Source organism: Geodermatophilus sp. SYSU D00700 (genome assembly GCF_054050255.1).
Map to the genome: position 1 here is coordinate 1 of NZ_JBJGZA010000026.1, position 26192 is coordinate 26192.

23 protein-coding genes are annotated in these 26192 nt (G+C 74.7%); 19 read left to right on the forward strand and 4 right to left on the reverse strand.

What is annotated here, in order from left to right; all coding sequences use genetic code 11:
* Positions 1–87: 87 nt before the first annotated feature.
* A complete protein-coding gene (locus ACI79V_RS17070) occupies positions 88–726 on the reverse strand; it encodes a hypothetical protein (RefSeq protein ID WP_456891065.1) in 639 nt (212 codons plus the stop codon).
* A 94-nt stretch (positions 727–820) separates the two neighbouring features.
* Here ACI79V_RS17070 and ACI79V_RS17075 point away from each other — a divergent pair, with 94 nt between their 5' ends.
* From ACI79V_RS17075 to ACI79V_RS17090, 4 genes are read left to right on the forward strand one after another with little or no spacing between them, the layout of a single operon-like run.
* On the forward strand, positions 821–1690 hold the full coding sequence (locus ACI79V_RS17075) for a bifunctional methylenetetrahydrofolate dehydrogenase/methenyltetrahydrofolate cyclohydrolase (RefSeq protein ID WP_456891066.1): 870 nt from the start codon (positions 821–823) through the stop codon (positions 1688–1690).
* Complete coding sequence (locus ACI79V_RS17080; protein ID WP_456891068.1) at positions 1687–1989, forward strand: DUF3017 domain-containing protein; 303 nt, start codon at positions 1687–1689, stop codon at positions 1987–1989. Before ACI79V_RS17075 ends, ACI79V_RS17080 begins: the two co-directional genes overlap by 4 nt.
* A 51-nt stretch (positions 1990–2040) precedes the next feature.
* The gene (gene mdh / locus ACI79V_RS17085; protein ID WP_456891070.1) at positions 2041–2994 is read left to right on the forward strand and encodes a malate dehydrogenase; all 954 of its coding nucleotides are present in this window, start codon (positions 2041–2043) and stop codon (positions 2992–2994) included.
* Between the two features lie 55 nt (positions 2995–3049).
* Positions 3050–4273: an NADP-dependent isocitrate dehydrogenase gene (locus tag ACI79V_RS17090; RefSeq protein ID WP_456877486.1), complete on the forward strand. Its 1224-nt coding sequence runs from the start codon at positions 3050–3052 to the stop codon at positions 4271–4273.
* 829 nt (positions 4274–5102) lie between these two features.
* Here the strand turns inward: ACI79V_RS17090 and ACI79V_RS17095 are convergent.
* Complete coding sequence (locus ACI79V_RS17095; protein WP_456891072.1) at positions 5103–6155, reverse strand: CAP domain-containing protein; 1053 nt, start codon at positions 6153–6155, stop codon at positions 5103–5105.
* A gap of 183 nt (positions 6156–6338) precedes the next feature.
* On the opposite strand from ACI79V_RS17095, the gene ACI79V_RS17100 reads away from it, so the two are divergent.
* Entirely contained in the window at positions 6339–7652 is a 1314-nt protein-coding gene (locus tag ACI79V_RS17100; protein ID WP_456891074.1) for a hemolysin family protein, read from the forward strand.
* A gap of 45 nt (positions 7653–7697) precedes the next feature.
* On the opposite strand, the gene galE is transcribed toward ACI79V_RS17100, so the two are convergent.
* Positions 7698–8660 carry a UDP-glucose 4-epimerase GalE gene (galE, locus tag ACI79V_RS17105; RefSeq protein ID WP_456891076.1) on the reverse strand — a complete coding sequence of 321 codons (963 nt, stop codon included), beginning with the start codon at positions 8658–8660 and terminating at the stop codon, positions 7698–7700.
* Positions 8661–8719: 59 nt separating this feature from the next.
* Here galE and hisC point away from each other — a divergent pair, with 59 nt between their 5' ends.
* The 4 genes from hisC to ACI79V_RS17125 all read left to right on the forward strand — a co-directional run bounded on the left by hisC (position 8720) and on the right by ACI79V_RS17125 (position 12649).
* Complete coding sequence (gene hisC, locus ACI79V_RS17110; protein WP_456891078.1) at positions 8720–9865, forward strand: histidinol-phosphate transaminase; 1146 nt, start codon at positions 8720–8722, stop codon at positions 9863–9865.
* Positions 9866–9880: 15 nt separating this feature from the next.
* Positions 9881–10903: a tryptophan--tRNA ligase gene (gene trpS / locus ACI79V_RS17115; RefSeq protein ID WP_456891080.1), complete on the forward strand. Its 1023-nt coding sequence runs from the start codon at positions 9881–9883 to the stop codon at positions 10901–10903.
* Positions 10900–11472: a 2'-5' RNA ligase family protein gene (locus tag ACI79V_RS17120; RefSeq protein ID WP_456891082.1), complete on the forward strand. Its 573-nt coding sequence runs from the start codon at positions 10900–10902 to the stop codon at positions 11470–11472. The genes trpS and ACI79V_RS17120 overlap by 4 nt, the downstream gene beginning before the upstream one ends.
* Before the next feature lie 160 nt (positions 11473–11632).
* Positions 11633–12649, forward strand: coding sequence for a YihY/virulence factor BrkB family protein (locus tag ACI79V_RS17125; protein WP_456891084.1), 1017 nt, complete (start codon positions 11633–11635; stop codon positions 12647–12649).
* On the opposite strand, the gene ACI79V_RS17130 is transcribed toward ACI79V_RS17125, so the two are convergent.
* Complete coding sequence (locus ACI79V_RS17130) at positions 12534–13883, reverse strand: D-alanyl-D-alanine carboxypeptidase family protein (RefSeq protein WP_456891086.1); 1350 nt, start codon at positions 13881–13883, stop codon at positions 12534–12536. The genes ACI79V_RS17125 and ACI79V_RS17130 overlap by 116 nt on opposite strands.
* Positions 13884–14144: 261 nt before the next feature.
* Here ACI79V_RS17130 and ACI79V_RS17135 point away from each other — a divergent pair, with 261 nt between their 5' ends.
* The 10 genes from ACI79V_RS17135 (at position 14145) to ACI79V_RS17180 (ending at position 26116) form a co-directional block, all read left to right on the forward strand.
* The gene (locus tag ACI79V_RS17135; protein ID WP_456891088.1) at positions 14145–15215 is read left to right on the forward strand and encodes a BMP family lipoprotein; all 1071 of its coding nucleotides are present in this window, start codon (positions 14145–14147) and stop codon (positions 15213–15215) included.
* 246 nt (positions 15216–15461) lie between these two features.
* The gene (locus ACI79V_RS17140; protein ID WP_456891090.1) at positions 15462–17057 is read left to right on the forward strand and encodes an ABC transporter ATP-binding protein; all 1596 of its coding nucleotides are present in this window, start codon (positions 15462–15464) and stop codon (positions 17055–17057) included.
* On the forward strand, positions 17054–18265 hold the full coding sequence (locus tag ACI79V_RS17145) for an ABC transporter permease (protein WP_456891092.1): 1212 nt from the start codon (positions 17054–17056) through the stop codon (positions 18263–18265). Before ACI79V_RS17140 ends, ACI79V_RS17145 begins: the two co-directional genes overlap by 4 nt.
* Complete coding sequence (locus tag ACI79V_RS17150; protein WP_456891094.1) at positions 18262–19542, forward strand: ABC transporter permease; 1281 nt, start codon at positions 18262–18264, stop codon at positions 19540–19542. The genes ACI79V_RS17145 and ACI79V_RS17150 overlap by 4 nt, the downstream gene beginning before the upstream one ends.
* Complete coding sequence (locus ACI79V_RS17155) at positions 19543–19986, forward strand: cytidine deaminase (RefSeq protein ID WP_456877500.1); 444 nt, start codon at positions 19543–19545, stop codon at positions 19984–19986. It begins immediately after the preceding gene.
* The gene (locus ACI79V_RS17160) at positions 19986–21266 is read left to right on the forward strand and encodes a thymidine phosphorylase (protein WP_456891096.1); all 1281 of its coding nucleotides are present in this window, start codon (positions 19986–19988) and stop codon (positions 21264–21266) included. The genes ACI79V_RS17155 and ACI79V_RS17160 overlap by 1 nt, the downstream gene beginning before the upstream one ends.
* 83 nt (positions 21267–21349) lie before the next feature.
* The gene (locus ACI79V_RS17165) at positions 21350–22330 is read left to right on the forward strand and encodes an ABC transporter ATP-binding protein (RefSeq protein WP_456891098.1); all 981 of its coding nucleotides are present in this window, start codon (positions 21350–21352) and stop codon (positions 22328–22330) included.
* Positions 22327–23148, forward strand: coding sequence for an ABC transporter permease (locus tag ACI79V_RS17170; RefSeq protein ID WP_456891100.1), 822 nt, complete (start codon positions 22327–22329; stop codon positions 23146–23148). The genes ACI79V_RS17165 and ACI79V_RS17170 overlap by 4 nt, the downstream gene beginning before the upstream one ends.
* Positions 23149–23308: 160 nt before the next feature.
* Positions 23309–24385: an adenosine deaminase gene (locus ACI79V_RS17175; protein ID WP_456891102.1), complete on the forward strand. Its 1077-nt coding sequence runs from the start codon at positions 23309–23311 to the stop codon at positions 24383–24385.
* A 222-nt stretch (positions 24386–24607) separates the two neighbouring features.
* Entirely contained in the window at positions 24608–26116 is a 1509-nt protein-coding gene (locus ACI79V_RS17180; protein ID WP_456891104.1) for a DEAD/DEAH box helicase, read from the forward strand.
* The last annotated feature ends 76 nt before the right edge of the window (positions 26117–26192 follow it).

Genomic DNA, 26192 nt, shown 5'->3' on the forward strand with positions numbered 1-26192 from the left:
GGGGGCGCGCGCGGGCGCCGCCGCCCCCCCCCCCCCCGCCCCCCCCCCCCCCCCCCCCCCCCCCCCCCCCCCCCCCCCCCCCCCCCCTCACCGGTACTTCCGGCCGGTCAGCATCGCCTTGAGGGCGCCGAGCAGGCCCAGGACGCCGACCGCGCAGGCGAACCAGAAGCCCAGCCGGAACTCGTCGGGCTCCCACCCCTCCTGCGACAGCGGGACGAGCACCGCGGCGAGCGCCAGGGCGCTCACGGCGAGGGCGAGGACGCCGAGGAAGCGGTGGGAGCGCGCCGGCAGCCACATCAGGATGCCGAGCAGGAACAGCACCCCGCCGCCGAGGACGACGGCGAGCGGCTGCCAGAAGCCGGTGTCGACCAGCGTGCCGAACCCGCTCCCCAGCTCGTCGAACCCCCGGCCCACGAGGTCCCAGCCGAGGTCGTTCTCCGCGGCCAGCCAGCGCAGCGCCAGGCTGATCCCGGCGGCGATGCCGGCCAGGATCAGCAGCAGCCCGGCCAGGGAGGCGGGACCGCGGACCGCCACCGGCTTGCTCGAGTAGTCCGGCTGCGTGTACGGGCCCGGCCCGCCGTACCCGCCCGGGGCGGGCTGGCCGTAGCCGCCGGGGCCCGCGGCGGAGGCGCCACCCACCGGGGAGAGGCCCGGCGTCGTCTGCTCCCGCCAGTCGCCGGGCTGCCCGGCCGGCATCGCGCGGGTGGACGGGTCGCGCTCGGTCATCTGCTCTCCTCCGTGTCCGGGACGGCGACGGGCCCTCGCCGCGAGGGTAGGGCCGCGCGGCCTCGTCCGTCGCCGGCTCCGGCACACTGGGCGGGTGCCCGCGACGATCCTCGACGGCAAGGCCACCGCAGCGACCATCCGCCAGGAGCTGACCGCGCGGGTCGCGGCCCTCACCGCGGCCGGGCACCGGCCCGGGCTGGGCACGCTGCTGGTCGGCGACGACCCGGGCAGCCGCTGGTACGTCAACGCCAAGCACTCGGACTGCGCGCAGGTCGGCATCGCCAGCATCCAGCGCGAGCTGCCGGCCACCGCCACCCTCGCCGACGTGCTCGCCGTCGTCGAGGAGCTCAACGCCGACCCGGCCTGCACCGGCTACATCGTCCAGCTGCCCCTGCCGCGCCAGGTCGACGAGTACGCCGTCCTCGAGGCGATCGACCCGGCCAAGGACGCCGACGGCCTGCACCCGGTCAACCTGGGCCGGCTCGTGCTCGGCGTCGACGGGCCGCTGCCGTGCACGCCGGTCGGCATCGTCGAGCTGCTGCGCCGCTTCGACGTCCCCGTCGCCGGCGCCGAGGTGGTCGTGGTGGGGCGCGGCATCACCGTCGGCCGCCCGCTCGGGCTGCTGCTGACCCGCCGCACCGAGAACGCCACCGTGACCCTCTGCCACACCGGCACGCGCGACCTCGCCGCGCACCTCCGCGCCGCCGACGTCGTGGTCGCCGCGGCCGGCGTCCCGGGGCTGGTCAGCGCGGACGTGGTCAAGCCGGGCGCCGCGGTGCTCGACGTGGGCGTCAGCCGGGTCGACGGGAAGATCGCCGGCGACGTCGCCGCGGACGTCGCCGAGGTGGCCGGGCACGTGGCGCCCAACCCCGGCGGCGTCGGGCCGATGACCCGGGCGATGCTCCTGCAGAACGTGGTGCTGGCCGCCGAGCGGGCGGCCGCGGACGAGGTGCTCACCGCTTGACGACCCGACCCCCGCTCTACACCCGCCGGCCCTTCCTGGCCGGCCTGCTGCGCCAGCTCCCGCTGTTCGCGGTGCTGGTCGCGGTCGCGGTCGGGCTGGGGATGGTCGCGCTCGAGCACTGGCGGCGGGGGCTGCTGGTCGTCGCGCTCGCGCTCGTCGGGGCCGGCGTGCTGCGGCTGGTCCTGCCCGTCCGGCGGGTGGGCTTCCTCGCCGTCCGCAGCCGCCCGGTCGACGTCGTCCTCATGGCCGGTGCCGGTGCCGCGCTGGCCGTCCTCAGCATCCTGGTCCCGGGCGGCTGAGCCCCCGGCCCGCGGGCGCGGGCACCCGGGGGCCGGTCTAGGTTGACGCCCATGGCAGAGCAGCCCAGGAACGGCAAGGTCACCGTCGTCGGTGCCGGCTTCTACGGCTCCACCACCGCCCTGCGACTGGCGGAGTACGACGTCTTCGAGACGGTCGTGCTCACCGACATCGTCGAGGGCAAGCCCGAGGGCCTGGCCCTCGACATCAACCAGTCACGCCCGATCGAGGGCTTCGAGACGAAGGTCGTCGGCGTCGGCGGGGGCTCCTACGAGGGCACCGAGGGGTCCGACGTCGTCGTGATCACCGCGGGCCTGCCCCGCAAGCCCGGCATGAGCCGCATGGACCTCATCGAGACCAACGCCAAGATCGTCCGGCAGGTCGCGGAGAACGTCGCCCGGACCTCGCCGGACGCCGTCGTCATCGTGGTGTCCAACCCGCTCGACGAGATGACCGCGCTCGCCCAGCTGGCCACCGGCTTCCCGCGCAACCGCGTCATGGGGCAGGCGGGCATGCTCGACACCGCCCGGTTCAGCAACAACGTCGCCGAGGAGCTCGGCGTACCGGTGTCCTCGGTGCAGACGCTGACCCTCGGCTCGCACGGCGACACGATGGTGCCGGTGCCCTCGCGCTGCACCGTCGACGGCAAGCCGCTGTCCGACGTGCTGGCCGCCGACCGCATCGAGCACCTGGTCGACCGCACCCGCAACGGCGGCGCCGAGGTGGTGGCGCTGCTCAAGACCGGGTCGGCGTACTACGCGCCGTCGGCCGCCGCCGCCCGCATGGCCCGCGCCGTCATCGAGGACTCGGGTGCGGTCATGCCCGTGTGCGCCTGGGTCGACGGCGAGTACGGCATCTCCGGCGTCTACCTCGGCGTGGAGGCCGAGATCGGGCGGGAGGGTGTGCGCCGGGTCGTCGAGGGGGACCTGACCGAGAGCGAGCTGTCCGGCCTGCGCGAGGCCGCCGAGGCCGTGCGAGCGAAGCAGGCCGACGTCGCCGACATGTGAGGCGGCGACACCTGACCGACGTCCGGTCCGACGGGCCGGAGCTGCATGAGAGGGAATGTCTGACGTGAGCAAGATCAAGGTCGAGGGCACCGTCGTCGAGCTCGACGGCGACGAGATGACCCGGATCATCTGGCAGTTCATCAAGGACCAGCTGATCCTGCCCTACCTCGACGTCAACCTGGAGTACTACGACCTGGGCATCGAGCACCGCGACGCCACCGACGACCAGGTCACCATCGACTCCGCCAACGCCATCAAGCAGCACGGCGTCGGCGTCAAGTGCGCCACCATCACCCCGGACGAGGCGCGGGTCGAGGAGTTCGGCCTCAAGAAGATGTGGCGCTCCCCGAACGGGACGATCCGCAACATCCTCGGCGGCGTCATCTTCCGCGAGCCGATCATCATGCAGAACGTGCCGCGGCTGGTGCCCGGCTGGACCAAGCCGATCATCGTCGGCCGTCACGCCTTCGGCGACCAGTACCGCGCCACCGACTTCCGCTTCCCCGGCGAGGGCACCCTGACGGTGACCTTCACCCCGAAGGACGGGTCCGCGCCGATCGAGCACGAGGTCTTCCAGGCGCCCGGCGCCGGCGTCGCGCTGGCGATGTACAACCTCGACGAGTCGATCCGCGACTTCGCCCGCGCCTCGATGAACTACGGCCTGCAGCGCGGCTACCCGGTGTACCTGTCGACGAAGAACACGATCCTCAAGGCCTACGACGGCCGGTTCAAGGACGTCTTCGCCGAGGTCTTCGAGACCGAGTTCGAGGACCAGTTCGAGAAGGCCGGGATCACCTACGAGCACCGGCTCATCGACGACATGGTCGCCGCGTCCCTCAAGTGGGAGGGCGGCTACGTCTGGGCGTGCAAGAACTACGACGGCGACGTCCAGTCCGACACCGTGGCGCAGGGCTTCGGCTCGCTGGGCCTCATGACCTCGGTGCTCATGACCCCCGACGGCCGCACGGTCGAGGCCGAGGCCGCCCACGGCACGGTCACCCGGCACTACCGCCAGCACCAGCAGGGCAAGGAGACCTCGACCAACCCGATCGCGTCGATCTTCGCCTGGACCCGAGGCCTGGCCCACCGCGGCAAGCTCGACGACACGCCCGAGGTCACCCGGTTCGCCGAGACCCTGGAGAAGGTCTGCATCGACACCGTCGAGGGCGGTCAGATGACCAAGGACCTCGCGCTGCTGATCAGCAAGGACCAGCCGTGGCTGACCACCCAGGACTTCCTGGCGGCCATCGACACCAACCTGCAGAAGGCCATGGCCTGACGCTCGCCGGCCCGGGCGGCCCCCTCACCCCCGCGGTGAGGGGGCCGTCGTGCGTCCGGGGTGGGGTCACCTGCGCGACTGCGGGGCGTCGTCGTCCAGGGCGGCACGGCGGCGACGTGTTCCCCGCAGTTGCGGCCCGTGGACAGCCAGCGCGCCCCACCGCCGGCTCGCGGCAGGCTCGCCCGGTGCCCACGCCCCTCATGGACGGGACCATGCCGGTGGAGGTGTCGGTGCCCGCGGGCGTGCGGTTCGGACCGGTCGCCGTCTGCGGGTCCGCCGGACGGTGCTCCCGGCCGCCGACGTCGTCCGGGTGCGCCGGATCCCGAGCACCAGCGGGACCCGGACGGCGCTCGACATCGCCCGGACGGAGCCACCCACGGAGGCGGTGGCGGCCATCGACGTCCTGCTCGCGCGGGGCGTCGTCGACCGTGCCGGGCTGCGCCGGTCGCTGGACACGCCGCCGTCGCCGCGAGGGGCGCAGCGGGCGAGACGGGCGGTGGAGCTGGCCGACCCGCGCGCCGGGTCCCTGCCGGAGTCCCGGGTGCGCGTGCTCCTCGCGCTGGCCGGGGAGCGCGGTGCCGCAGTACACCGTCCGGGACCAGGGCGGCGCCTTCGTCGCGCGCGTCGACCTCGCCCTCCCCGAGCACCGGCTGGCCGTGGAGTACGACGGCGCCTGGCACGGGGAGCCGGTCAGCCGGCGCGGGACCGGCCGAGGCTCACCAGGCTCACCGCCGCGGGCTGGCGGGCGTGGTGTTCGTGACCGCCGCCGACCTGCGCGGACCGGACGTGGTGGTCGCCCGCGTGGCCGCGGCGCTCACGCGGTGAGCGGTCAGGCGCCGAAGAGCTGGGTCCACCAGGGGCCGCCGGGACCCTCCGCGACGCCCACGCCGAGCTTCGACAGCGAGCAGTTGAGGATGTTCGCCCGGTGCCCGGCGCTGTTCATCCAGGCGTCCATCACCGCGGCGGGGTCGGGCTGGCCGTAGGCGATGTTCTCCGCCCGCGCGTAGGAGATCCCGGCGGCCTCGGCCCGGTCGAAGGGGGAGAGCCCCTCGGGCGTGGTGTGGGAGAAGAAGTCGCGGTCGCGCATGTCGGCGCTGTGGGCCCGGGCCACCGCGGCCAGCGCCGGGTCGGCGGTGACGGCACCGCAGCCGGCCGCCGCGCGGGCCTGGTTGACCAGCTGCAGGACCGCGGCCTCGGTGCTCGGGGCGGCCGGGGCAGCGGCCGCCACCGGGGCAGGCGCGGAGCGGGTCGTGCTCGGCGTCGCGGTGGTGGTCCCCGCGGCGGACGGCGACCCCGCGGCGGACGACCGGGCCGACGGCGACCCCGCGGCAGACGGCGACCCGGCAGCGGAGGACCCGGCAGCGGGCGAACTCGGGGACGACGACCCCGCGGACGGGTTGCCCGCCGTCGGGGACGGTGCCTCCGGCGAGGGCGCGTCCGGCGAGGGCGCGTCCGGCGACGACGTGTCCGAGGACGGCACATCCGGCGAGGGCGCGTCCGGCGACGGCGCGTCCGGGGACGGGGCCTCCGCCGTCGGTGCGTCGGACGGCGCGCCGGTCGACGGCCCACCCGCGGTGGTGCCCGGCGCACCCGGGACCGTGGTCGTCCCGGGCGCCGGCTCGCCGTCGACGCCCATCCGCACCACACCGGTGCGCGGGGAGGTCCCGGCCGCCGCCGAGGTGACCCCGGACTCGACCGTCGACAGCCCACCGCGGCCGGCCGCCATCAGCGGGACGACCAGCACGATGCCGGCCACCGCGAGGACGACCACCAGCACCGGCAGGACGCGGCGGCCGAGCAGCGCCCGCACCCACGGCGTCCGGGCCCGCCGTCGGGCGGCGACGGGGCGGGCAGGCGGCGGGGAAGGCCGGCGGTGGCGCACGCGATTACCTCACGAAGTCGACAAGTCGCTATCTGTGACTTCGGCGAGAGTAGCCGTAGCCCAAGATCACCCGACAGGGTGAGGTGACCGACGTCACACCACGAACCCCACCCGCCACACCCGTGGCCGGCCCTAGGAGCATGGGCACGCCCGCCCACCCCGAGACGCGAGGAGCACACCGCGGTGAGCGACGTCTGGCTCGACATCGTCCTCGTCGTCGTCTTCGTGCTGGTCGGCGGCTTCTTCGCCGGCGCGGAGATCGCGCTGGTCTCGCTGCGGGAGGCGCAGGTCCGCGCGCTGTCCGAGCGCGGCCGCCGGGGCGCCGCCCTGGCCCGGCTGCTCGGCGACCCCAACCGGTTCCTCGCCGCCGTCCAGGTGGGCGTCACCCTCGCCGGCTTCCTGTCGGCGGCCTTCGGCGCCAGCACGCTGGCCGAGCCGTTCGGCGACTGGCTGGTCTCCCGCGGGCTGGGAGAGGGGATGGCCGACACCCTCGCCCTGGTGCTGATCACCCTCGTCATCAGCTACGTGTCGCTGGTGGTCGGCGAGCTGACCCCCAAGCGGCTGGCGCTGCAGCGCGCCGAGGGCTTCGCGCTGCTGGTGGCCCGCCCGCTGAACACCATCGCCCGGCTGTCCCGCCCGGTCATCTGGCTGCTGTCGGCGTCGACCAACGTGCTCGTGCGGCTGCTCGGCGGGGACCCGAGGGCCAGCGGCGAGGCGATCAGCCAGGAGGAGCTGCGCGACCTGGTCGCCGCCCACGAGTCGCTGAGCAGCGACGAGCGCAAGCTGATCGACGAGGTGTTCCGGGCCGGCGACCGCGAGGTCCGCGAGGTGATGACGCCGCGCACCGAGGTCGAGTTCCTCGACGCCTCGACCACGGTCAGCCGGGCCGCCCGGCAGGTCGCCGAGTCCGGCTGGTCGCGCTACCCGGTCACCGGCCGCGACCAGGACGACGTCGTCGGGTTCGTGCACGTGCGCGACCTGCTGCTGCCCTCGCACCCCGCCGGGCGGGCGGCCACGGTTGGCGACCTGGCCCGCGAGGTGAAGCGGCTGCCCGGCACCGCGGGGGTGCTCACCGCCCTGTCGGAGATGCGCCGGGAGAACCAGCACCTGGCGATCGTCGTCGACGAGTACGGCGGCACCGACGGCATCGTCAGCCTCGAGGACCTCATCGAGGAGGTCATCGGCGAGATCTACGACGAGTACGACGAGGAGGTCGCGCCCGACGGCGACGAGCGGCCCGGCGGCCCGCACGAGGTCGACGGGCTGCTCAACCTCGACGACTTCGCCGAGGCCACCGGGCTGCGCCTGCCCGAGGGGCCCTACGAGACGGTCGCCGGCTACGTGCTGGCCGAGCTCGGCCGGATCCCGGAGGCCGGCGACGCCGTGGAGGTCGAGGACCGCACGCTCACCGTCACCGAGCTCGACGGGCGGCGGATCGCGCGCCTGTCGGTCAGTCGCGCCCCCGACCCGGCCCCCGCCGCAGACGTCGAGGCATAGGAAGCGATACCCACGTCCGGGCCGCCTCGACGTGGGTATCGCTTCCTATGCCTGGCCGCGGGCCTGCGCGACCTCCCAGGCGTCGCGCACGATCCCGGTCAGGTCCGGGTGCTGGGGCGTCCAGCCGAGGTCGGCGCGGATGCGGTCGCTGGAGGCGACCAGCTGCGCCGGGTCGCCGGCCCGCCGATCGCCGACCTGCACCGGCACCGGGTGGCCGGTGACCTCGCGGACGGCGTCGACCACCTGCTGCACCGAGAAGCCGGTGCCGTTGCCCAGGTTGTAGACCCGGTGCTCGCCCGGCTCCGGGGCGGTCAGCGCGAGCAGGTGCGCGTCGGCGAGGTCGGAGACGTGGATGTAGTCGCGGATGCAGGTGCCGTCGGGCGTCGGGTAGTCCTCGCCGTAGATCGTCATCGCCTCGCGCTTCCCGGCCGCGACCTGCAGCGCGATCGGGATGAGGTGGGTCTCGGTGGTGTGCCGCTCGCCCAGGCCGTACGCGGCGCCGGCCACGTTGAAGTAGCGCAGGCTCACCGCCGCGAAGTCGTACGCGGTCGCGTACGAGGTCAGCATCGCGTCGACGGCGAGCTTGGTGGCGCCGTAGGTGTTGGTCGGCCGGGTGGGCGCGTCCTCGCGGATGGGGACCTGCTCGGGCTCGCCGTAGGTGGCCGCGGTCGAGGAGAAGACGATCCGCCGGCAGTCGACCGCCCGCATCGCCTCGAGCAGCGCCAGCGACCCGCCGACGTTGTGCTCCCAGTAGAGCTCCGGCCGCACCTGCGACTCGCCCACCAGGCTCTTGGCCGCGAAGTGCAGCACCGCCTCGGGACGGACGTCGGCCAGCACCGGCCCCGATCCCTGCAGGGTGGCCTGCACGAACCGGGCGCCCTCCGGGACGGCGTCGGCGTGCCCGGTCGACAGGTCGTCGAGCACGATGACCTCGTGGCCGCCCGCGAGGAGTGCGGCGGTGACTACGCTGCCGATGTAGCCGGCCCCACCGGCGACGAGAACGCGCATGGGGCCACCCTAGGAGCCCGCGCCCGGGAGCACCGGGTGCGCCGGAGGACTGACCCGTGGTGAGTGCACGTCCGGCCGTCCAGGCACTGCCGGCCTACAAGCCGGGCCGCAACCCCGCCGACCTGGCGCGGGAGCTCGGTGTCGACCGTGCTGTCAAGCTGGCCAGCAACGAGGTCCCGTTCCCGCCGCTGCCGGCCGTCGTCCAGGCCCTGGCCACGACGGCGGGGGAGACCCACCGCTACCCCGACAACGGCGCCGCCGTGCTGACCCGGGCGCTGGCCGGCCACTACGGCGTCGACCCGGCGCAGGTCGTCCCCGGCTGCGGGGCGGTGATGCTCTGCCAGCAGCTCGCCCAGTCGTTCAACGACCCCGGGACGGCGATCGCCTTCGCGTGGCGCTCGTTCGAGATGTACCCGCTGCTCGCGCAGGTGGCCGGCGCCCGCAGCCTGCAGGTGCCCCTGGTGCCCTCGCGGCCGGGCAGCTCGCCCGACACCCACGACCTCGACGGCCTGGCCGCCGTGGTCGACGACGACACCCGGCTGCTGTTCGTGTGCAACCCGAACAACCCCACCGGGACGGCGGTGCGCCGCGCGGAGCTCGAGCGCTTCCTCGACCGGGTGCCGGAGTCGGTGCTCGTCGTGCTCGACGAGGCCTACCGCGAGTTCGTCACCGACCCCGACGTCCCCGACGGGCTCGAGGTGATGCGCGGCCGGCCGAACGTCGCCGTGCTGCGCACGTTCTCCAAGGCCTGGGGCCTGGCCGGGCTGCGGGTCGGCTACCTCGTCGCCGAGGACCCCGCCGTCGCCGACGCCGTCCGCCGCACCCACGTGCCCTTCAGCGTCTCCACGCTGGCCCAGGCGGCCGCCGTCGCGGCGCTGCAGAGCCAGGAGGAGGTCGGCCGCCGGGTGGCCGCCGTCGTCGCCGAGCGCGACCGGCTCACCGCCGCGCTGCGCGACCGGGGGCTGGAGGTCCCCGACAGCCAGGCCAACTTCGTGTGGCTCCCGCTGGGGGAGCCGACCGCCGCGGTCGCCCGGGCGCTGGAGGGACGCGGGGTCATCACCCGCCCCTTCGCCGGCGAGGGGCTGCGGGTCACCGTCGGGACGCCCGAGGAGGACGACGTCTTCCTCGAAGCGCTCGACGACGTCCTCCCCGGCGTGTCCGGGACGGCGGCCGACGACGTGCGCAGCGGCGCACCGGTCGGCTGAGCCGCGGCTGGTTTGATGGCCGCCGTGCCCCTTCCCCGTGTGCTCTCCGGCATCCAGCCGACGGCGGACTCGTTCCACCTCGGCAACTACCTGGGTGCGCTGCGGCAGTGGGTCGCGCTGCAGGAGACGGCCGAGGCGTTCTACTGCGTCGTCGACCTGCACGCGATCACCATGGAGTGGGACCCGCAGGAGCTGCGCCGCCGCACCCTGGTCTCGGCGGCCCAACTGCTGGCGCTCGGCGTCGACCCGCAGCGCAGCACGCTGTTCGTGCAGAGCCACGTCCCCGAGCACGTGCAGCTGTCGTGGGTGCTCGAGTGCGTGGCCCGCTTCGGCGAGGCCAGCCGGATGACGCAGTTCAAGGACAAGAGCCAGCGCGAGGGTGCTGCGGGCTCCTCGGTGGGGCTGTTCACCTACCCCGTCCTGCAGGCCGCCGACATCCTCGTCTACCAGGCCGACGAGGTCCCGGTGGGTGAGGACCAGCGCCAGCACCTGGAGCTGACCCGCGACCTCGCCACCCGCTTCAACGGCCGTTTCGGTGAGACGTTCACCGTGCCCGCCGCCCGCATCCCGCAGGGCGCGGCGCGGATCCTCGACCTGCAGTCGCCGGAGAAGAAGATGAGCAAGAGCCTGCCCCCGGCCGGCTGCGTCTTCCTGCTCGACGACCCGAAGGTGACGGCGAAGAAGATCCGCTCGGCGGTCACCGACACCGGCCGCGAGGTGGTCGCCGACCCGGTCGGCAAGCCGGGGGTCACCAACCTGCTGGCCATCCACAGCGCACTGTCGGGCACCGCCGTGCCCGAGCTGGAGGAGCGCTTCGCCGGCCGCGGCTACGGCGACCTGAAGAAGGAGCTCGCCGAGGTCGTCACCGAGTTCGTCACCCCGGTGCGCGAGCGCACCCAGGAGCTGCTCGACGACCGCGCCGAGCTCGAGCGGCTGCTGGCCGCCGGCGCGGCCCGGGCCCGCGAGGTCGCCGCGCGGACGGTGCGCACCGTCTACGACCGGGTCGGCTTCCTGCCTCCTGCGGGAGTGGCGTCGTGAACGACGACACCTTCGTCCCGCGCAGCTCGACGCCGCCGCCGCAGACCTCCGTCGTCGGGGTGCTGGTGCCCGTCCCCGAGCCGTGGGCGCAGGTGCTCGTCGACTGGCGGACCAAGGTCGGCGACGCCCAGGCCACGCTCGTCCCCCCGCACGTGACGCTGCTGCCGCCCACCGAGGTGCCCTGCACCGACCGGCCCGCGATCACCGAGCACCTGACACGGGTGGCCGCCGCACACCCGCCCTTCGACATGCACCTGTCGGGCACCGGCACCTTCACCCCGGTCAGCGACGTCGTCTTCGTCGCCGTCGCCAAGGGCATCGGCAACTGCGAGCTGCTGGCCTCCGACGTCCGCACCGGGCCGCTGACCCGGACGCTGTCGTTCCCGTACCACCCGCACGTCACCGTGGCCCACGACGTCCCGGAGGACATGCTCGACCTCGCCTACAGCGGCCTGGCCGACCTGACCGCGGAGTTCCGGGTCGAGTCGTTCACCGAGTTCGAGCAGACACCGGCCGGCACCTGGACGGTCGCGCGCGAGTACCCGCTGACCGGACCGCCGTACCGCTGACGGAGGACCCTCCTGCCGCCCGCCACTCGCAGGCTCGCGGCGGGACCCTGCAGCAGGAGGACCCGTCCTCCCCACCCTTCGCAGGCTCAGAGCGGGCTTCGAGACGGGGCCACAGCACGTCACCGGGCGGCCCGGTGCACTCGGCCCCAGACTGGGCGGGGTGGGTGCACCTCGGGACGACCGGCTGCGGGCCGGCGACGCCGTCCGCGCGCCCTGGGCCCGCATCGCGGGGGCGGGCCCCCGGATCACCGCGGGCGTCGGGCGGCTCCGCCGCCGGCTGCCGTGGTTCGACCACCTGGCGCGGGCCGGAGGCCGCTACCGGCGCACCCAGGGCGACCTCATGGCCGCCGGCGTCACCTACTTCGTCTTCCTCGGCCTGTTCCCGGTCCTGCTGCTGGTCGCGTCGGTCATCGCGCTGGTCCTCTCCGGTGACGCGCTGCTGCAGAAGGAGCTCTACACCGCCATCCGCGAGGCGTTCCCCGGCTCGACCGGCCGCCAGATCGTCGGGGAGCTGCGCTCGGCCGTGGGCTCGGCCGGCATCACCGGCCTGGTCGGCCTCGCCGGTGTCCTGTACGCCGGCCTGCGCGCCATGGACAAGCTCCGCATCGGCATGGAGCGCATCTGGAAGGGGCGCGCCGACGAGCCCGAGTTCCTCCGGGACAACCTGCAGGACCTCGTGGCCCTGCTGCTGCTCGGGGTGGTCGGGCTGGCGAGCCTCGCGCTCACCGGCGTCGGCACGCGGGCGACCGCCTGGTTCCTCGACCTGCTCGGGCTGGCCGGCGTCCCCGGCCTCGGTGTGCTCACCACCGTGCTGGGCCTGGCGCTGGCGCTGCTCACCGACGTGCTGGTGTTCCTCTGGCTGCTGCGGGTGGTCCCCGCCACCGGCTCCCCGCTGCGGCGCCTGCTGTCCGGGGCGCTGTTCGGCGCGGTTGGCCTCGAGGTGCTCAAGCTGGCCGGCGCGCTCTACCTGACCCTCATCGACGGCAGCGTCACGGCCTCGGCGTTCGGCGGCGCGGTCGGCATCCTGGTCTGGATCAACCTGGTGGCCAGGTTCGCCTTCTTCACCGCGGCCTGGACCGCGACCCTGCCGTCCCTGTCCCCGGCGGTCCCCGCCGTCGCGCCGGAGGAGGTGCCGGTGCCGGCGGGCTCGGGCGCACGGCCCGCCGCACGCCGATGACCGTGGCGACGACCACCGCGACGGCGGCCGCGCCCAGGGCCACCCCGCCGAGGGCCGGCGGGCCGTCGTCGGCCGCGGGAGCCCGTCCGGTGGGCCCCGCGGCCACCGGTGCCGCCGCGGTGGGCGTGGCCGCCGGGGCCGGGGTCGTCGACGGAGCCGGGACCTCGGCCGCCGAGCCGACCAGCCTGCCCACGCCGCCCAGCGACGCCGGCACGGTGAACCCCCAGTCGAGCAGCCGCGCGGCCTGGTCGGCGGCCCGCAGCGGGGTTCTCTCGGTGCCCATGACGCTGACCACCAGCCGCCGGCCGTCGCGCTCGGCGGCGGTAACGAAGGTGTGCCGGGCGGCGTCGGTGAAGCCGGTCTTGCCGCCCAGCCCGCCCGGGTAGTCCGCCAGCGGGTTCTCGTTCTGGATCTGGAAGCCCGTCGAGCGGCCCTCGACCCCGGGCATCTGCGCGGTCGGCGTCACCAGCAGGGCCGCGGTGACCGGGTCGGCGACCAGCGCCCGGAAGAACAGCGCGAGGTCGTAGGGCGAGGAGGACTGGCCGGCGACGTCGAGACCCGACGGCGTGCCCGCCACCGTGTCGAAGGCGCCCATCTCCAGCGCGCGGGCGTTCATCGCCGCCACGGTGGCCTCCACGCCGCCGGCCGCGCGGGCCAGCCCGTTGGCCGCGTCGTTGCCCGACTGCATGACCAGCGCCTGGAACAGCAGCGACACCGGATAGCGCCCGCCGGCGACCATGCCGACCTTGCTGCCCTCCATCGCCTCGTCCTCGACGGTGCCCTCGACCACCAGCGCCGGGTCCAGCCGGTGGACGAGGGTGAGCAGCGTCAGCGTCTTGAGGGTGCTCGCCGGGTAGTAGCGGCCGTGCGGGTCGCGGGCGGCCAGCACGTCGCCGGTGCCGGCGTCGGCCACCAGCCAGCCCGCGGCGGCGATCCCGTCGGGCAGCGGCGGGGCGCCGTCGACGACGACCGTGCCGCGGGTGTCCAGCCGCTCGCCGCCGACGGTGACGCCGCCGGGCCCGTACCCCTGCGGCGGTCCGCCGGGCAGCGGCGCGGTGGGCGTCGGCGCGGCCGCGTCGACCGTGGGCCGGGGAGCCTCGGACACCGGCGCCTGGGGGGCCGGAGCGGCCGCGGCCGGCGCCGCCGTGGCGACCCCGGCACCCAGCCCCGCCGCCACGACCAGCGCGCCCAGCAGCGCCCGCACGGGGCGCCGGGTCTCCCGCTGTCGCCGCACGGGACCACGCTAGTGCGCTGGCCCGGCCCACCGGGCGGGCGCGCGACGGCGGTGGCGGGTGCTCCGGGCCGCCTGCTGCTTCGCAACGATCGCATCTCGGTCCGCCGCCGACATGGCGGGCGGGGCGCCGACCGCGGTTAGCGTGCCCAGTCGACGCGTCCGGCGTCCCCGGCCGGGCCGGGGAGCCCGGGCGTGACGGACCAAGGACCCACGGGAGCTCCCCTCCGTCTGTGCGGAGCTCCCCCGAGGAAGGAGTGCCTCTTGCGCCGAGCGCGGAAGACGAAGGTGGCGGCGCTGCTGCTCGCCGGCAGCATGGCCCTGGCCGCCTGTGCCAGCGACGAGCCCGACGGCGGCAGCGGCGGCGGTGGCGGCGAGGGCGGCGCGGAGGAGGTGCGCATCGGCCTGGCCTACGACGCCATCGGGCGCGGTGACCGGTCGTTCAACGACTCCGCCTTCGCCGGCGCGCAGGCCGCCATCGAGGAGTACGGCGGCGAGTACCGCGAGGTCACCCCGAACGAGGACGGCTCCGACCGCGCCGAGCTGCTCGCCCAGCTCGCCGAGCAGGGGTACGACCCGGTCATCGCCGTCGGGTTCGCCTACGACACGATCATCGCCGACGTCGCGGCCGAGTACCCCGACACCACGTTCGCGCAGGTCGACGGCTCCTACCAGCTGCCCGACGGGACCAGCAAGGGCGACAACGTCACCGGGCTGATCTTCGCCTCCGAACAGGGCTCCTTCCTGGCCGGCGCCGCCGCCGCGCTGAAGAGCGAGTCCGGCCGGATCGGGTTCGTCGGCGGCGTCAACGTGCCGCTCATCCAGACGTTCCAGGCGGGCTACGAGGCCGGGGCGCGCGCGGTCAACCCGAACATCACGATCGACACCCAGTACATCTCCCCCGCCGGCGACTTCACGGGGTTCAACGACCCGGCGCGCGCGCAGATCCTCGCGCAGGGCATGTACTCCGGGGGTGCCGACATCGTCTTCCAGGTCGCGGGTGGCTCCGGCACCGGCGTCTTCCAGGCCGCCGCGGAGGCGGGCGGCCGGGCGATCGGCGTCGACTCCGACCAGTACCAGACGGTCGACGACCCGGCCCAGCAGGCCGTGATCATGACCTCGATGCTGAAGCGGGTCGACAACGCCGTGCTGTCCTTCGTCGGCTCCTTCGTGGACGGCAGCGTCGAGGGCGGCACCGACATCCTGTACGACCTCGAGAGCGACGGCGTCGGCCTGGCCACCACCGGCGGCTTCATCGACGACATCCAGGGCGACCTCGACACCTACCGTCAGCAGATCATCGACGGCGAGATCGAGGTCCCGACCACCCCGTGACGCCGGGCAGCCGGCGAGCCGGTTGACCGACCACACGCACACGGCGGGTCCGGGGGAGCGCCCCCCGGACCCGCCGTCGTGCTGAGGGGGGCACCCGCCCGGTGCGGAGGTGGGCAGAATGCGCAGTCGACACCCGCGCCGGAGGAGTGGCGGCGGCAGGGGCGCGGTCCATGCCGCGCCACCGGTACAGCAGAGTGGAGGCGAGCCCGCGCACCCGCGGGCCGCAGCGACAGGGAAGGGCCCATCATGGCCACAGCGGGCAACCCGGTCGGCGAGCCGGCCGGCCTGAGCAAGGGCGCGACCGGGGCCGGCGAAGAGGCGCCGCTGGCGGTCGAGCTGCGGGGGATCACCAAGCGCTTCCCCGGCGTGGTGGCGAACAAGGACATCGAGCTACGGGTCCGCCGCGGTGAGGTGCACGCCATCGTCGGTGAGAACGGCGCCGGCAAGTCGACGTTGATGAAGACCCTCTACGGCGAGCACCGTCCCGACGAGGGCGAGATCCTGGTCCACGGGCGCGAGGTGTCCTTCCGCAGCCCGGCCGACGCGATCGCCGCGGGGATCGGCATGGTGCACCAGCACTTCATGCTGGCCGACAACTTCACCGTCCTCGAGAACGTCGTGCTGGGCAGCGAGCCCACCCGCGGCGGCCGGCTGGACCGGGCCGAGGCCCGCCGACGGATCACCGAGATCTCCGACCGCTACGGACTGGGCCTGCGTCCCGACGCGCTCGTGGAGGACCTGGGCGTCGGCGACCGGCAGCGGGTCGAGATCGCCAAGGTGCTCTACCGCGACGCCCGCATCCTCATCCTCGACGAGCCGACCGCCGTCCTCGTGCCACAGGAGGTCGACGAGCTGTTCGGCAACCTGGCCGAGCTCAAGCGAGAGGGCCTGACGGTCATCTTCATCTCGCACAAGCTCGACGAGGTCCGCAGGGTGGCCGACTCGATCACCGTCATCCGCCGCGGCACCACGGTCGGTACGGCCGACCCCAGGACCACCTCCACGCGCGAGCTGGCCGAGATGATGGTCGGCTCCCAGCTGCCGACACCGGAGACCCGTACCTCCACGGTGCGGGCGACACCGGTGCTGCAGCTGTCCTCCGTGACGGTGACGGCAGCGGATGGCCGCCCCGTCGTCGACGACGTCAGCCTCACCGTCCGGGAGGGCGAGGTCGTCGGCATCGCCGGCGTCGAGGGCAACGGCCAGGCCGAGCTCGTCGAGGCCGTCATGGGCCTGCGGGGGCTCGCCGGCGGGACGATCTCCCTGGCCGGCGAGGACGTCACCGCCTGGTCCACCCGTGCGCGTCGCGAGGCCGGGGTCGGGTTCATCCCCGAGGACCGGCACCGCCAGGGCATGCTCCTCGACGCCCCGCTCTGGGAGAACCGCATCCTCGGCCACCAGACCCGGCCGCCGGCGGTCAAGGGCTGGTTCCTGGACCGCCGCGGCGCGCGCTCGGACACCGAGCGCATCATGCGCCAGTACGACGTCCGCGCCCCGGGACCGGACACCCTCGCCGTCGCGCTGTCCGGGGGCAACCAGCAGAAGCTCATCGTGGGCCGGGAGATGGAGGCCCATCCGCGGCTGTTGATCGCCGCGCACCCCACGCGCGGTGTCGACATCGGTGCGCAGGCGGCCATCTGGGAGCTGCTCAAGGACGCCCGCGCGGAGGGGCTGGGGATCGTGCTCGTCTCCGCGGACCTCGACGAGCTCATCGGTCTGTCCGACACGCTGCACGTCATGCTGCGCGGTTCCCTCGTGGCCACCCTCGATCCCGCTCGGGTCACCCCCGAGGAGCTGGGCGGGTACATGACCGGGGCCCGGACGGCGGTGGGTGCAGCGTGAACAGGCTCCGCCGCCTCGGGCTGGCCCTCCTCGGGCCCGCGCTGGCGCTCGTCGTCGCGCTCGTCGTCTCGGGCATCATCGTCGCGCTGATCGGGGAGGACCCGATCGAGGCGCTCGGCGTGATCACCGACCTCGGCGACTCCCCCTCGCAGCAGGTGCAGTCGATCGTGGTGATCCTCAACCGGGCGGTCCCGCTGTTCCTCGCCGGGTTGGCGGTGTCCATCGCGTTCCGGATGGGACTGTTCAACATCGGCGTCGAGGGCCAGTACCGGCTCGCCACGATCCTCGCGGCGGCGGTCGGCGCCGCCGTCACGCTGCCGGCGCCGCTGCACGTCCTGCTCATCATCGTCGTCGCCGTGCTGGTGGGGGCACTGTGGGCGGGCATCGTCGGCGTCCTCAAGGTGACCCGCGGCGTGAGCGAGGTCATCAGCTCGATCATGCTCAACTTCATCGCCCTGGGGACGGCGTCGTTCCTCCTCACCGGTCCGCTCCGCGGGAGCACCGAGGGACAGTCGATCGTGACGACCCGGACCATCCCCGAGTCGGGCTGGTTCCCGGGGCTCAACGGGATCCTCACCGGGCTGGGCCTGGCAGAACCCCGCTCGGAGCTCTACGGCTTCATGCTCGTCGCGATCGTCGTGGGCGTGGTGATCGCGGTCGTGCTCAAGCGGACCCGGTTCGGGTTCGACCTGCGGGCCAGCGGTCTGTCCCCGTCGGCGGCACGGGCCAGCGGTGTCGACTCCAGTGGCATGGTGATCAAGACGATGCTGCTCTCCGGCGCGGTCGCCGGTCTCATCGGCCTGCCCGAGCTGCTCGGGGACACTCACGAGTTCGGCACCGAGTTCACCGCTGGACTGGGCTTCCTCGGCATCGCGGTGGCGCTGCTGGGCCGCAACAGTCCGCTGGGCATCGCGGTGGCCGCGCTGCTGTTCGCCTTCCTCGACCGCGCCGCCCTGCCGCTCCAGTTCGCCGACATCCCGTCGTCGGTGGTCACGATCATCCAGGGCACGATCGTGCTCGCCGTCGTGATCGCCAACGAGATCGCCCGCCGGCTGGCCCTCCGCTCGGCGGAGCGGGCCGGGGCGGTGGCCGCCGCCCCGCCCTCCGGCGACGGCGGTCCCGACGGCACCCGTCCGTCGGACGGTGGACCCGACGGGGTGCGGCCGCACCCCGCCGTCCCCGGTGAGCAGCAGGGAGCCCGAGCATGAGCACCGCGACCGGCACACCCGGTACCCGGCCCAGTCGCGGCCCCGTCACCGACCTGCTCACCGGTGGTGGGCGGTCCCGGCGACTCCTGTGGCTGGCGCTCGGGGTCCTCGTCGTCGTCTCCGCCGTCCGGGTCATCTCCGGGGAACAGGCCCTGACGTCGTCGTCGACCATCGCCGCTGCGCTGCTGCTGGCCGTGCCCATCGCGCTCGCCGCGCTCGGCGGGCTGTTCTCCGAGCGGGCCGGCGTGGTGAACATCGGCCTGGACGGGATGATGATCCTGGGCACCTGGGGCGCCGGGTTCGCCGGTTACCAGTGGGGCTGGGGCGCCGCCGTCGTCGGCGGGCTGCTGTTCGGGGCGATCGGCGGCCTGCTGCACGCGGTGGCCACGGTGACCTTCGGTGTCGACCACGTCGTCTCCGGTGTGGCGATCAACATCCTCGCCGCCGGTGTCGTGCGGTTCCTGTCGGAACTGCTCTACGTCGACAACCCGGCCGGTGGTGGTGCCGCCCAGTCACCGCCGCTGTCGAGTCAACCCCCGGACTTCTCCCTCCCCGTGCTCTCCTCCGGGCCGGACCTGCTGGGGGCGCTGGAGGAACGGCGCTGGTTCCTGGTCAGCGACCTCGCCGGCCTGCTCCGGGGGGTGACGAACGGCGTCGGCGTCCTCACCGTGGTCGCCGTCCTCATGATCCCGGCCGCCTACCTCGTCCTCTGGCGGACGGCCTTCGGTCTCCGGCTGCGCGCCTGCGGCGAGAACCCCGCTGCCGCCGACAGCCTCGGCGTGCCCGTCTACCGGCTCAAGTACATCGCGGTGGTGATCTCCGGGGCCCTGGCCGGGCTGGGTGGCGTCTTCCTGGTCTTCATCGCCAACATCTACCGGGAGGGGCAGGTCGGCGGGCGCGGCTTCATCGGTCTGGCCGCCCTGATCTTCGGCAACTGGAGGCCGGGCGGCCTGGCGGCAGGGGCCGGACTGTTCGGCTTCGCCGACGCCCTCCAGCTGCGCAGCCGGACGGCGGTCGTCGCGCTCCTCCTGCTGGTCGCCGTCCTGCTGGCCGTGGTGGCGGTCCTGCAGGTGAGGCGGGGACGGCCGCTCGTGGCCGCCATCGCTGGGGTGTTCGCCGTCCTGAGCCTGGTGGGCTTCCTGACGATCGAACGACTCCCCGAGGGGATCGTCTTCTTCACTCCCCACCTGACCACCCTGCTGGTGCTGTCCCTGGCCTCCCAGAGGCTGCGGATGCCCAAGGCCGACGGGCTCGTCTATCGAAGAGGAGAGCACTAGGTGAGCGACGGGGTGGTGGGGCGGGTGGACGACACCGTCGACTGGGACGCGCTGCGCAGCGCGGCCCGGGAGGCGATGACCCACGCCTATGCGCCCTACTCGCGGTTCCCCGTGGGCGTGGCCGGGCTGGTCGACGACGGCCGGGTGGTCACCGGCTGCAACGTCGAGAACGCCAGCTACGGGCTGGGGCTGTGCGCCGAGTGCGGGATGGTCAGCGACCTCGCCCGCACCGGCGGCGGCCGGCTGGTCGCGGTGGCCTGCGTCGGCGGCGACGGGCAGCCGCTCATGCCCTGCGGGCGCTGCCGGCAGCTGCTGTGGGAGCACGGCGGCGCCGACATGCTCATCGAGACCGTCTCGCTGGGCATCGTCCCGATGCGCGAGGTGCTGCCCGACGCCTTCGGTCCCGAGGACCTGGTCGCCGCAGCCGAGCGGGGGCAGGGCTGATGGCGGCGTTCGACGCGATCGACGTCCTGCGCGCCAAGCGTGACGGCCACCGGCTCACCCCCGAGCAGATCCGATGGGTGATCGGGGCCTACACCGACGGCACCGTCCCCGACGAGCAGATGAGTGCGCTGCTCATGGCGGTGTTCTTCCGCGGCATGGACGGCGACGAGCTCGCCGCCTGGACGCAGGCCATGATCGACTCGGGCGAGCGCAAGGACCTGTCCTCGCTGGGCCGGCCCACCGCCGACAAGCACTCCACCGGCGGCGTCGGGGACAAGACCACCCTGCCCCTGGCCCCGCTGGTCGCCGCGTGCGGCGTGGCGGTGCCGCAGCTGTCGGGCCGGGGCCTGGGGCACACCGGCGGGACGCTGGACAAGCTCGAGTCGATCCCGGGCTGGCGCGCCGACGTGCACGAGGAGGCCTACCTGCGCCAGCTGGCGGAGGTGGGCGCGGTCATCTGCGCGGCCGGTCACGACCTCGCGCCGGCCGACAAGAAGCTCTACGCGCTGCGCGACGTGACGGCGACGGTGGAGTCGATCCCGCTGATCGCCAGCTCGATCATGAGCAAGAAGATCGCCGAGGGCGCCGACGCGCTCGTGCTCGACGTCAAGACCGGGTCCGGGGCGTTCATGAAGGACCCCGAGGCCTCCCGCGAGCTGGCCCGCACGATGGTCGGCCTCGGCGAGGCGGCGGGGGTCACCACGGTGGCCCTGGTGACCGCTATGGACCGGCCGCTGGGCCGCGCCGCGGGCAACGCCGTCGAGGTCGCCGAGTCGGTGGAGGTCCTCGCCGGCGGTGGCCCGGCCGACGTCGTCGAGCTGACCCTGGCCCTGGCCCGGGAGATGCTCACCGCGGCCGGGCGTCCCGACGTCGACCCTGCCGACGCCCTGCGCGACGGCCGGGCCATGGACGTGTGGCGGCGGATGATCACCGCGCAGGGCGGGGACCCCGACGCCGCGCTGCCCCGGCCGGCCGAGCGCCACGTGGTCACCGCCCCGGCCACCGGCACGCTGACCCGGCTGGACGCCTTCGCCCTCGGCGTCGCCGCGTGGCGGCTGGGTGCCGGCCGGGCGCGCAAGGAGGACCCGGTGTCGGCCGCGGCCGGCGTCACCTGGACGGCGGCGGTGGGCGAGCAGGTGACGGAGGGCCAGCCGCTGCTCGAGCTGCACACCGACGACCCCGCGCGCATCCCGCGGGCACTGGAGGCGCTCGAGGGCGCGATCGGCGTCGACACCGGCGACGACCCGCTCCCGCTGCTGCTGGACCGCATCTCGGCGTAGGCCCCTGTGTGCACTTCCGCGGAAGTGCACGGCCCCGGTGCGGCCCGCAGGGGCGCCGTGCCGAGGTGGAACACTGGACCCTCGTGACGAGCACGTCCGCGCACGTCGTGGCCGACGACCGGCCGCGTCCCGGTGACCCGCTCGACCCGGACGCCGCGATCTCGGTCCGCGGCCTGGTGAAGCGCTACGGCGACCGGGCCGCCGTCGACGGGCTGGACCTCGACATCCGGCGCGGGGAGATCTTCGCGCTGCTCGGCCCCAACGGCGCCGGCAAGACGACGACCGTCGAGGTGCTCGAGGGCTACCGGTCCCGCGACGGCGGCGAGGTGCGCGTGCTCGGCGTCGACCCGGCGCGCGGCGGCCGCCGGTGGCGGGCCGACCTGGGGATCGTCCTGCAGTCCGGGGGCGGGGACAGCCAGCTGTCGGTGCGCGAGCAACTGGAGGCGCGCGCGTCCTACTACGCCGACCCCCGCGACCCTGCCGAGGTGCTCGAGCTGGTCGGGCTCACCGAGCAGGCCGGTGCCCGCGGGCGGACCCTCTCCGGCGGCCAGCGGCGCCGGTTCGACGTCGCACTGGGCATCGTCGGCCGGCCGCGGCTGCTGTTCCTGGACGAACCCACGACCGGCTTCGACCCGGAGGCGCGGCGGCAGTTCTGGGCGCTGGTCCGCTCGCTGCGCGACCTGGGCACGACGATGCTGCTGACCACCCACTACCTCGACGAGGCCGAGGCCCTGGCCGACCGGGTCGGCGTGCTCGCCCACGGCCGGCTGGCGGAGGTCGCCGTCCCCTCGGCGCTGGGTGGCCGCGAGACCGCGCCGGCCGTCGTCAGCTGGACCGAGGACGGCGTCCGCCGCAGCGCCGAGACCACCACCCCCACCGCGTTCGTGCGGGACCTCGCCGCCCGGTTCCCCGGCGAGGTGCCCGACCTGGCGGTCAGCCGCCCGACGTTGGAGGACGTGTACCTGAAGATGATCGGCAGGCCCCAGGGAGTGGGCGTCGCAGCGAGCGCCGGCGAGCGAGGAGCGGATCGAGCGGCCGAGCGGAGCGAGGGGATGTCGTCGTGACGACGGCGGCCCCGGGGCGCGGCGCGCTGCCCTCGCCGGTCCGGGTGTACCGCACCCGCGCCGGCGTGGAGCTCAAGGAGTTCTTCCGGCAGCGGGAGTCGGTGGTCTTCACCCTCGTCTTCCCCGTCGTGCTGCTGCTCGCGCTCGGCGCCGTGCTTGACTACGACCTCGGGTCGGGCGTGGACTTCCCGCAGTACTTCATGGCCGGGGTCATCACCGCCGGGGTGGTCGGCGCCAGCCTGCAGAACATGGCGATCCACATCGCCGGGGAGCGCTCCGACGGGACCCTCAAGAGCCTGGCCGGCACGCCGATGCCCAAGAGCGCCTACTTCGTGGGCAAGGTCGTGCAGGTCCTCGCCGTCACCGCGGCGACGGTCGCGCTGCTCCTGCTGGTCGGCGTCGCCGTGTACGGCATCGACCTGCCCGCGGGCGCGGACTGGCTGACCTTCGTGTGGGTCACGGTGCTCGGCGCGGCCGCCTGCACCCTGCTGGGCATCGCGGTGTCCTCGTTGGCCCGCAACGGGCGGTCCGCGTCGGCCACGGTCACCCCGATCGCGCTGGTCCTGGAGTTCGTGTCCGGGGTGTTCCTGCCCTTCGACCAGGTGCCCGGCTGGCTGCAGGACCTCGCCTCGCTGTTCCCGGTGAAGTGGATGGCCCAGGGGCTGCGGTCGGTGTTCCTGCCCGACGCGCTCGCCGCCTCCGAGCCGGCCGGGTCGTGGGAGCTCGGCCGGGTGGCGCTGGTCCTCGGTGCCTGGTGCGTGGCCGGGCTGGTGCTCTGCGTCCTGACCTTCCGCTGGCAGGACCGCGGGACGCGGTGAGGCCGAGGAGTGGGGGCCGGAGGCCTCCACGACGAATGAAGGACCCCGTCCTCCCCACCCTTCGCGAGCTCAGGGCGGGCCCCTGGACGCGGGCCAGGGCTCCGCGCCGCTGGGGACGGCACGTGGCGGCGGTGTCGGCCGGTGGGGCGACAATGTCGCGGTGCCCGCCCCGCTCGACGCCGACGCCCTCCGCCGCGCCCCCAAGGTCCTCCTGCACGACCACCTCGACGGCGGGCTGCGGCCGCAGACGGTGCTCGAGCTCGCCGACGAGGCCGGCTACCGCGACCTGCCCGCCGGCGACGCCGAGGCCCTGGGCACGTGGTTCCGCCAGGCGGCCGACTCCGGCTCGCTGGTGCGCTACCTGGAGACGTTCGCGCACACCGTCGGGGTGATGCAGCGGCCCGACGCGGTGCGCCGGGTCGCCCGCGAGTGCGCCCTCGACCTGGCCGCCGACGGCGTCGTGTACGCCGAGGTGCGCATGGCGCCGGAGCTGCTCACCACGGGCGGCACGCCGATCGAGGAGGCGGTCGAGGCGATCCTCGACGGCTTCGCGCAGGGCAGCGCCGAGGCCGCCGCGGCCGGCACCCCGATCGGCGTGGGCACGCTGCTGTGCGCGATGCGGCAGGCCGACCGCTGGGAGGAGGTCGCCGGCCTGGTCGTGCGGTACCGCGACGCCGGCGTCGTCGGCTTCGACCTGGCCGGACCGGAGATCGGCTTCCCGCCCGACCGGCACCCGGAGGCGATCGCGCTGCTCGACCGGGCCGGGGCGCACCGCACCGTCCACGCCGGCGAGGCCGCCGGCGTGGACAGCATCCGTGCCGCGCTCGACGGCGCCCGCGCCGAGCGGCTGGGCCACGGCGTCCGCATCGCCGACGAGGTGCCGGGGGAGGGGCCGCTCGGTCCGCTGGCGCAGCGGGTGCTCGACGAGCAGGTACCGCTGGAGGTCGCGCCGTCGTCGAACGTGCAGACCGGCGCCTACACCTCCATCGCCGCCCACCCGGTCGGCCGGCTGCACCGGCTCGGCTTCGCCGTCACGGTCAACACCGACAACCGGCTGATGAGCGGGGTGTCGGTGACCAGCGAGCTGGCCGACGTCACCGCCGCGCACCGCTGGGGCTGGGACGACGTGCAGAGCGTCACCGAGCGGGCGCTGGCCGCGGCCTTCCTCGACGAGTCCGAGCGCACCCGGCTGCTCGACGACGTCGTCCGACCGGGATTCGCCGCCCTGCGCGGGTGAGCACGGCCACCGCCCGTTCGCGGAACGGCGGGACGACCTCCGCTGTTACGGTGGGTGTGCCGGCACTCGCCGGACATCCTCCCGGACGGTCCGTCCGGGCACGAGCGCATCCGTGCAGATCCGCCGCGTCCCACGACGCCCGCGATCGCCAGTGAGGACGCCGAGACGGCGCCCGCGCACTCCACGGGACGCGCCCGAGCTGTATCGGAGTCCCACACCCGCATGTCCTCGTTCGCCCCCGTCGACGCCGTCGACACCCAGGACGACACCCCGATCGACCCCCAGACCACCCCCGAGCCGGCCGCCCCGACCTCCGCTCCCGCGGGTCCCACCTTCGCGAAGCTGGGCCTGCCCCAGCAGCTGGTGACGGCGCTGGAGCGGCGTGGCATCCACTCGCCGTTCGCCATCCAGGCCACCGTCCTGCCCGACGCCCTCGCCGGGCGTGACGTGCTGGGCAAGGCCGCCACGGGCTCGGGCAAGACCCTCGCCTTCGGCCTGCCGCTACTGGCCCGCATGGGCCTGACCGCCCGCCGCGGGCCCCGCGCCCCGCGGGCACTGGTCCTGGTGCCCACCCGCGAGCTCGCCCAGCAGGTGGCCGACAACCTGGCACCGCTGGGTCAGGCCATCGGCGCCCAGCTCGTCACCGTCTACGGCGGTGCCCCGATGTACCGGCAGATCAGCCAGCTGCGCCGCGGCGTCGACGTCGTCGTCGCCACGCCCGGCCGGCTGCAGGACCTCATCGCCCAGGGCGAGGCCACCCTCGCCGAGGTCGAGGTCAGCGTCGTCGACGAGGCCGACTTCATGTCCGACCTCGGGTTCCTGCCGGTCGTGCAGGAACTGCTCGACCAGACCCGCCCCGACGCCCAGCGGCTGCTGTTCTCGGCGACGCTGGACGGCGAGGTCGACGCGCTGGTCCGCCGCTACCTGACCGACCCCGCCCGCCACGAGGTCAAGCGCCCCGGCGACGACGCCCCGCCGGCCGAGCACCGCGCCTACAGCGTCGCCTTCCGCGACAAGGTGCCGGTGACCCAGGAGCTCGCCGCACGGCCGGGCCGGACCATCGTGTTCGCCCGCACCCAGCTCGGCGTCGACCGGCTGACGGAGAACCTGCGGGCGGCCGGCATCAAGGCCGAGGCGATCCACGGCGGCCTGCCGCAGTCGGCGCGCCGCCGGGCGCTGGAGGCGTTCACCGACGCCCGCAGCCCGGTGCTGGTGGCCACCGACGTCGCCGCCCGCGGCATCCACGTCGACGACGTCTCGCTGGTGCTGCACTACGACCCGCCGGCTGACCACAAGACCTACCTGCACCGCTCGGGCCGCACCGCCCGCGCCGGTGCCGCCGGTGTGGTGGTCTCGCTGCTGCTGCCCGACCAGGTGGGCCAGGCCAAGCGGCGGTTCCGCCAGGCGAAGGTCGACCCGCAGGTCAGCCGCCTCCGGCCGGGCGACGCCCCGATCGCCGAGCTCGTCGCCAGCGGCGTGCCGGTGGAGCCGGTCGAGCGGCCGGCCCGGGAGTCGCGGCGCCCGCACGGCGGCCCCGGTGGCCGGCGTCCGCGCCGGGACGGCGACCGCCCCCGCCGGGACGGCGACCGGCACCGCCGGTCCCACGGCGAGGGTGAGCGCGGCCGTCGCGAGGGGGACCGCCCGCGCCGTCCCGCCGGTGACCGCGACCGGTTCCGCGGTCCCGGTGAGCGCGGTCCCCGTCCCGACCGTCCGGCGCCCGCGCGCGACTGACGCGGGGCCGTTCCATCACCTCACCAGCGGCTGGTCCCGGGTCCCGGGACCGGCCGCTGTGCCGTCCTGCGCGCAG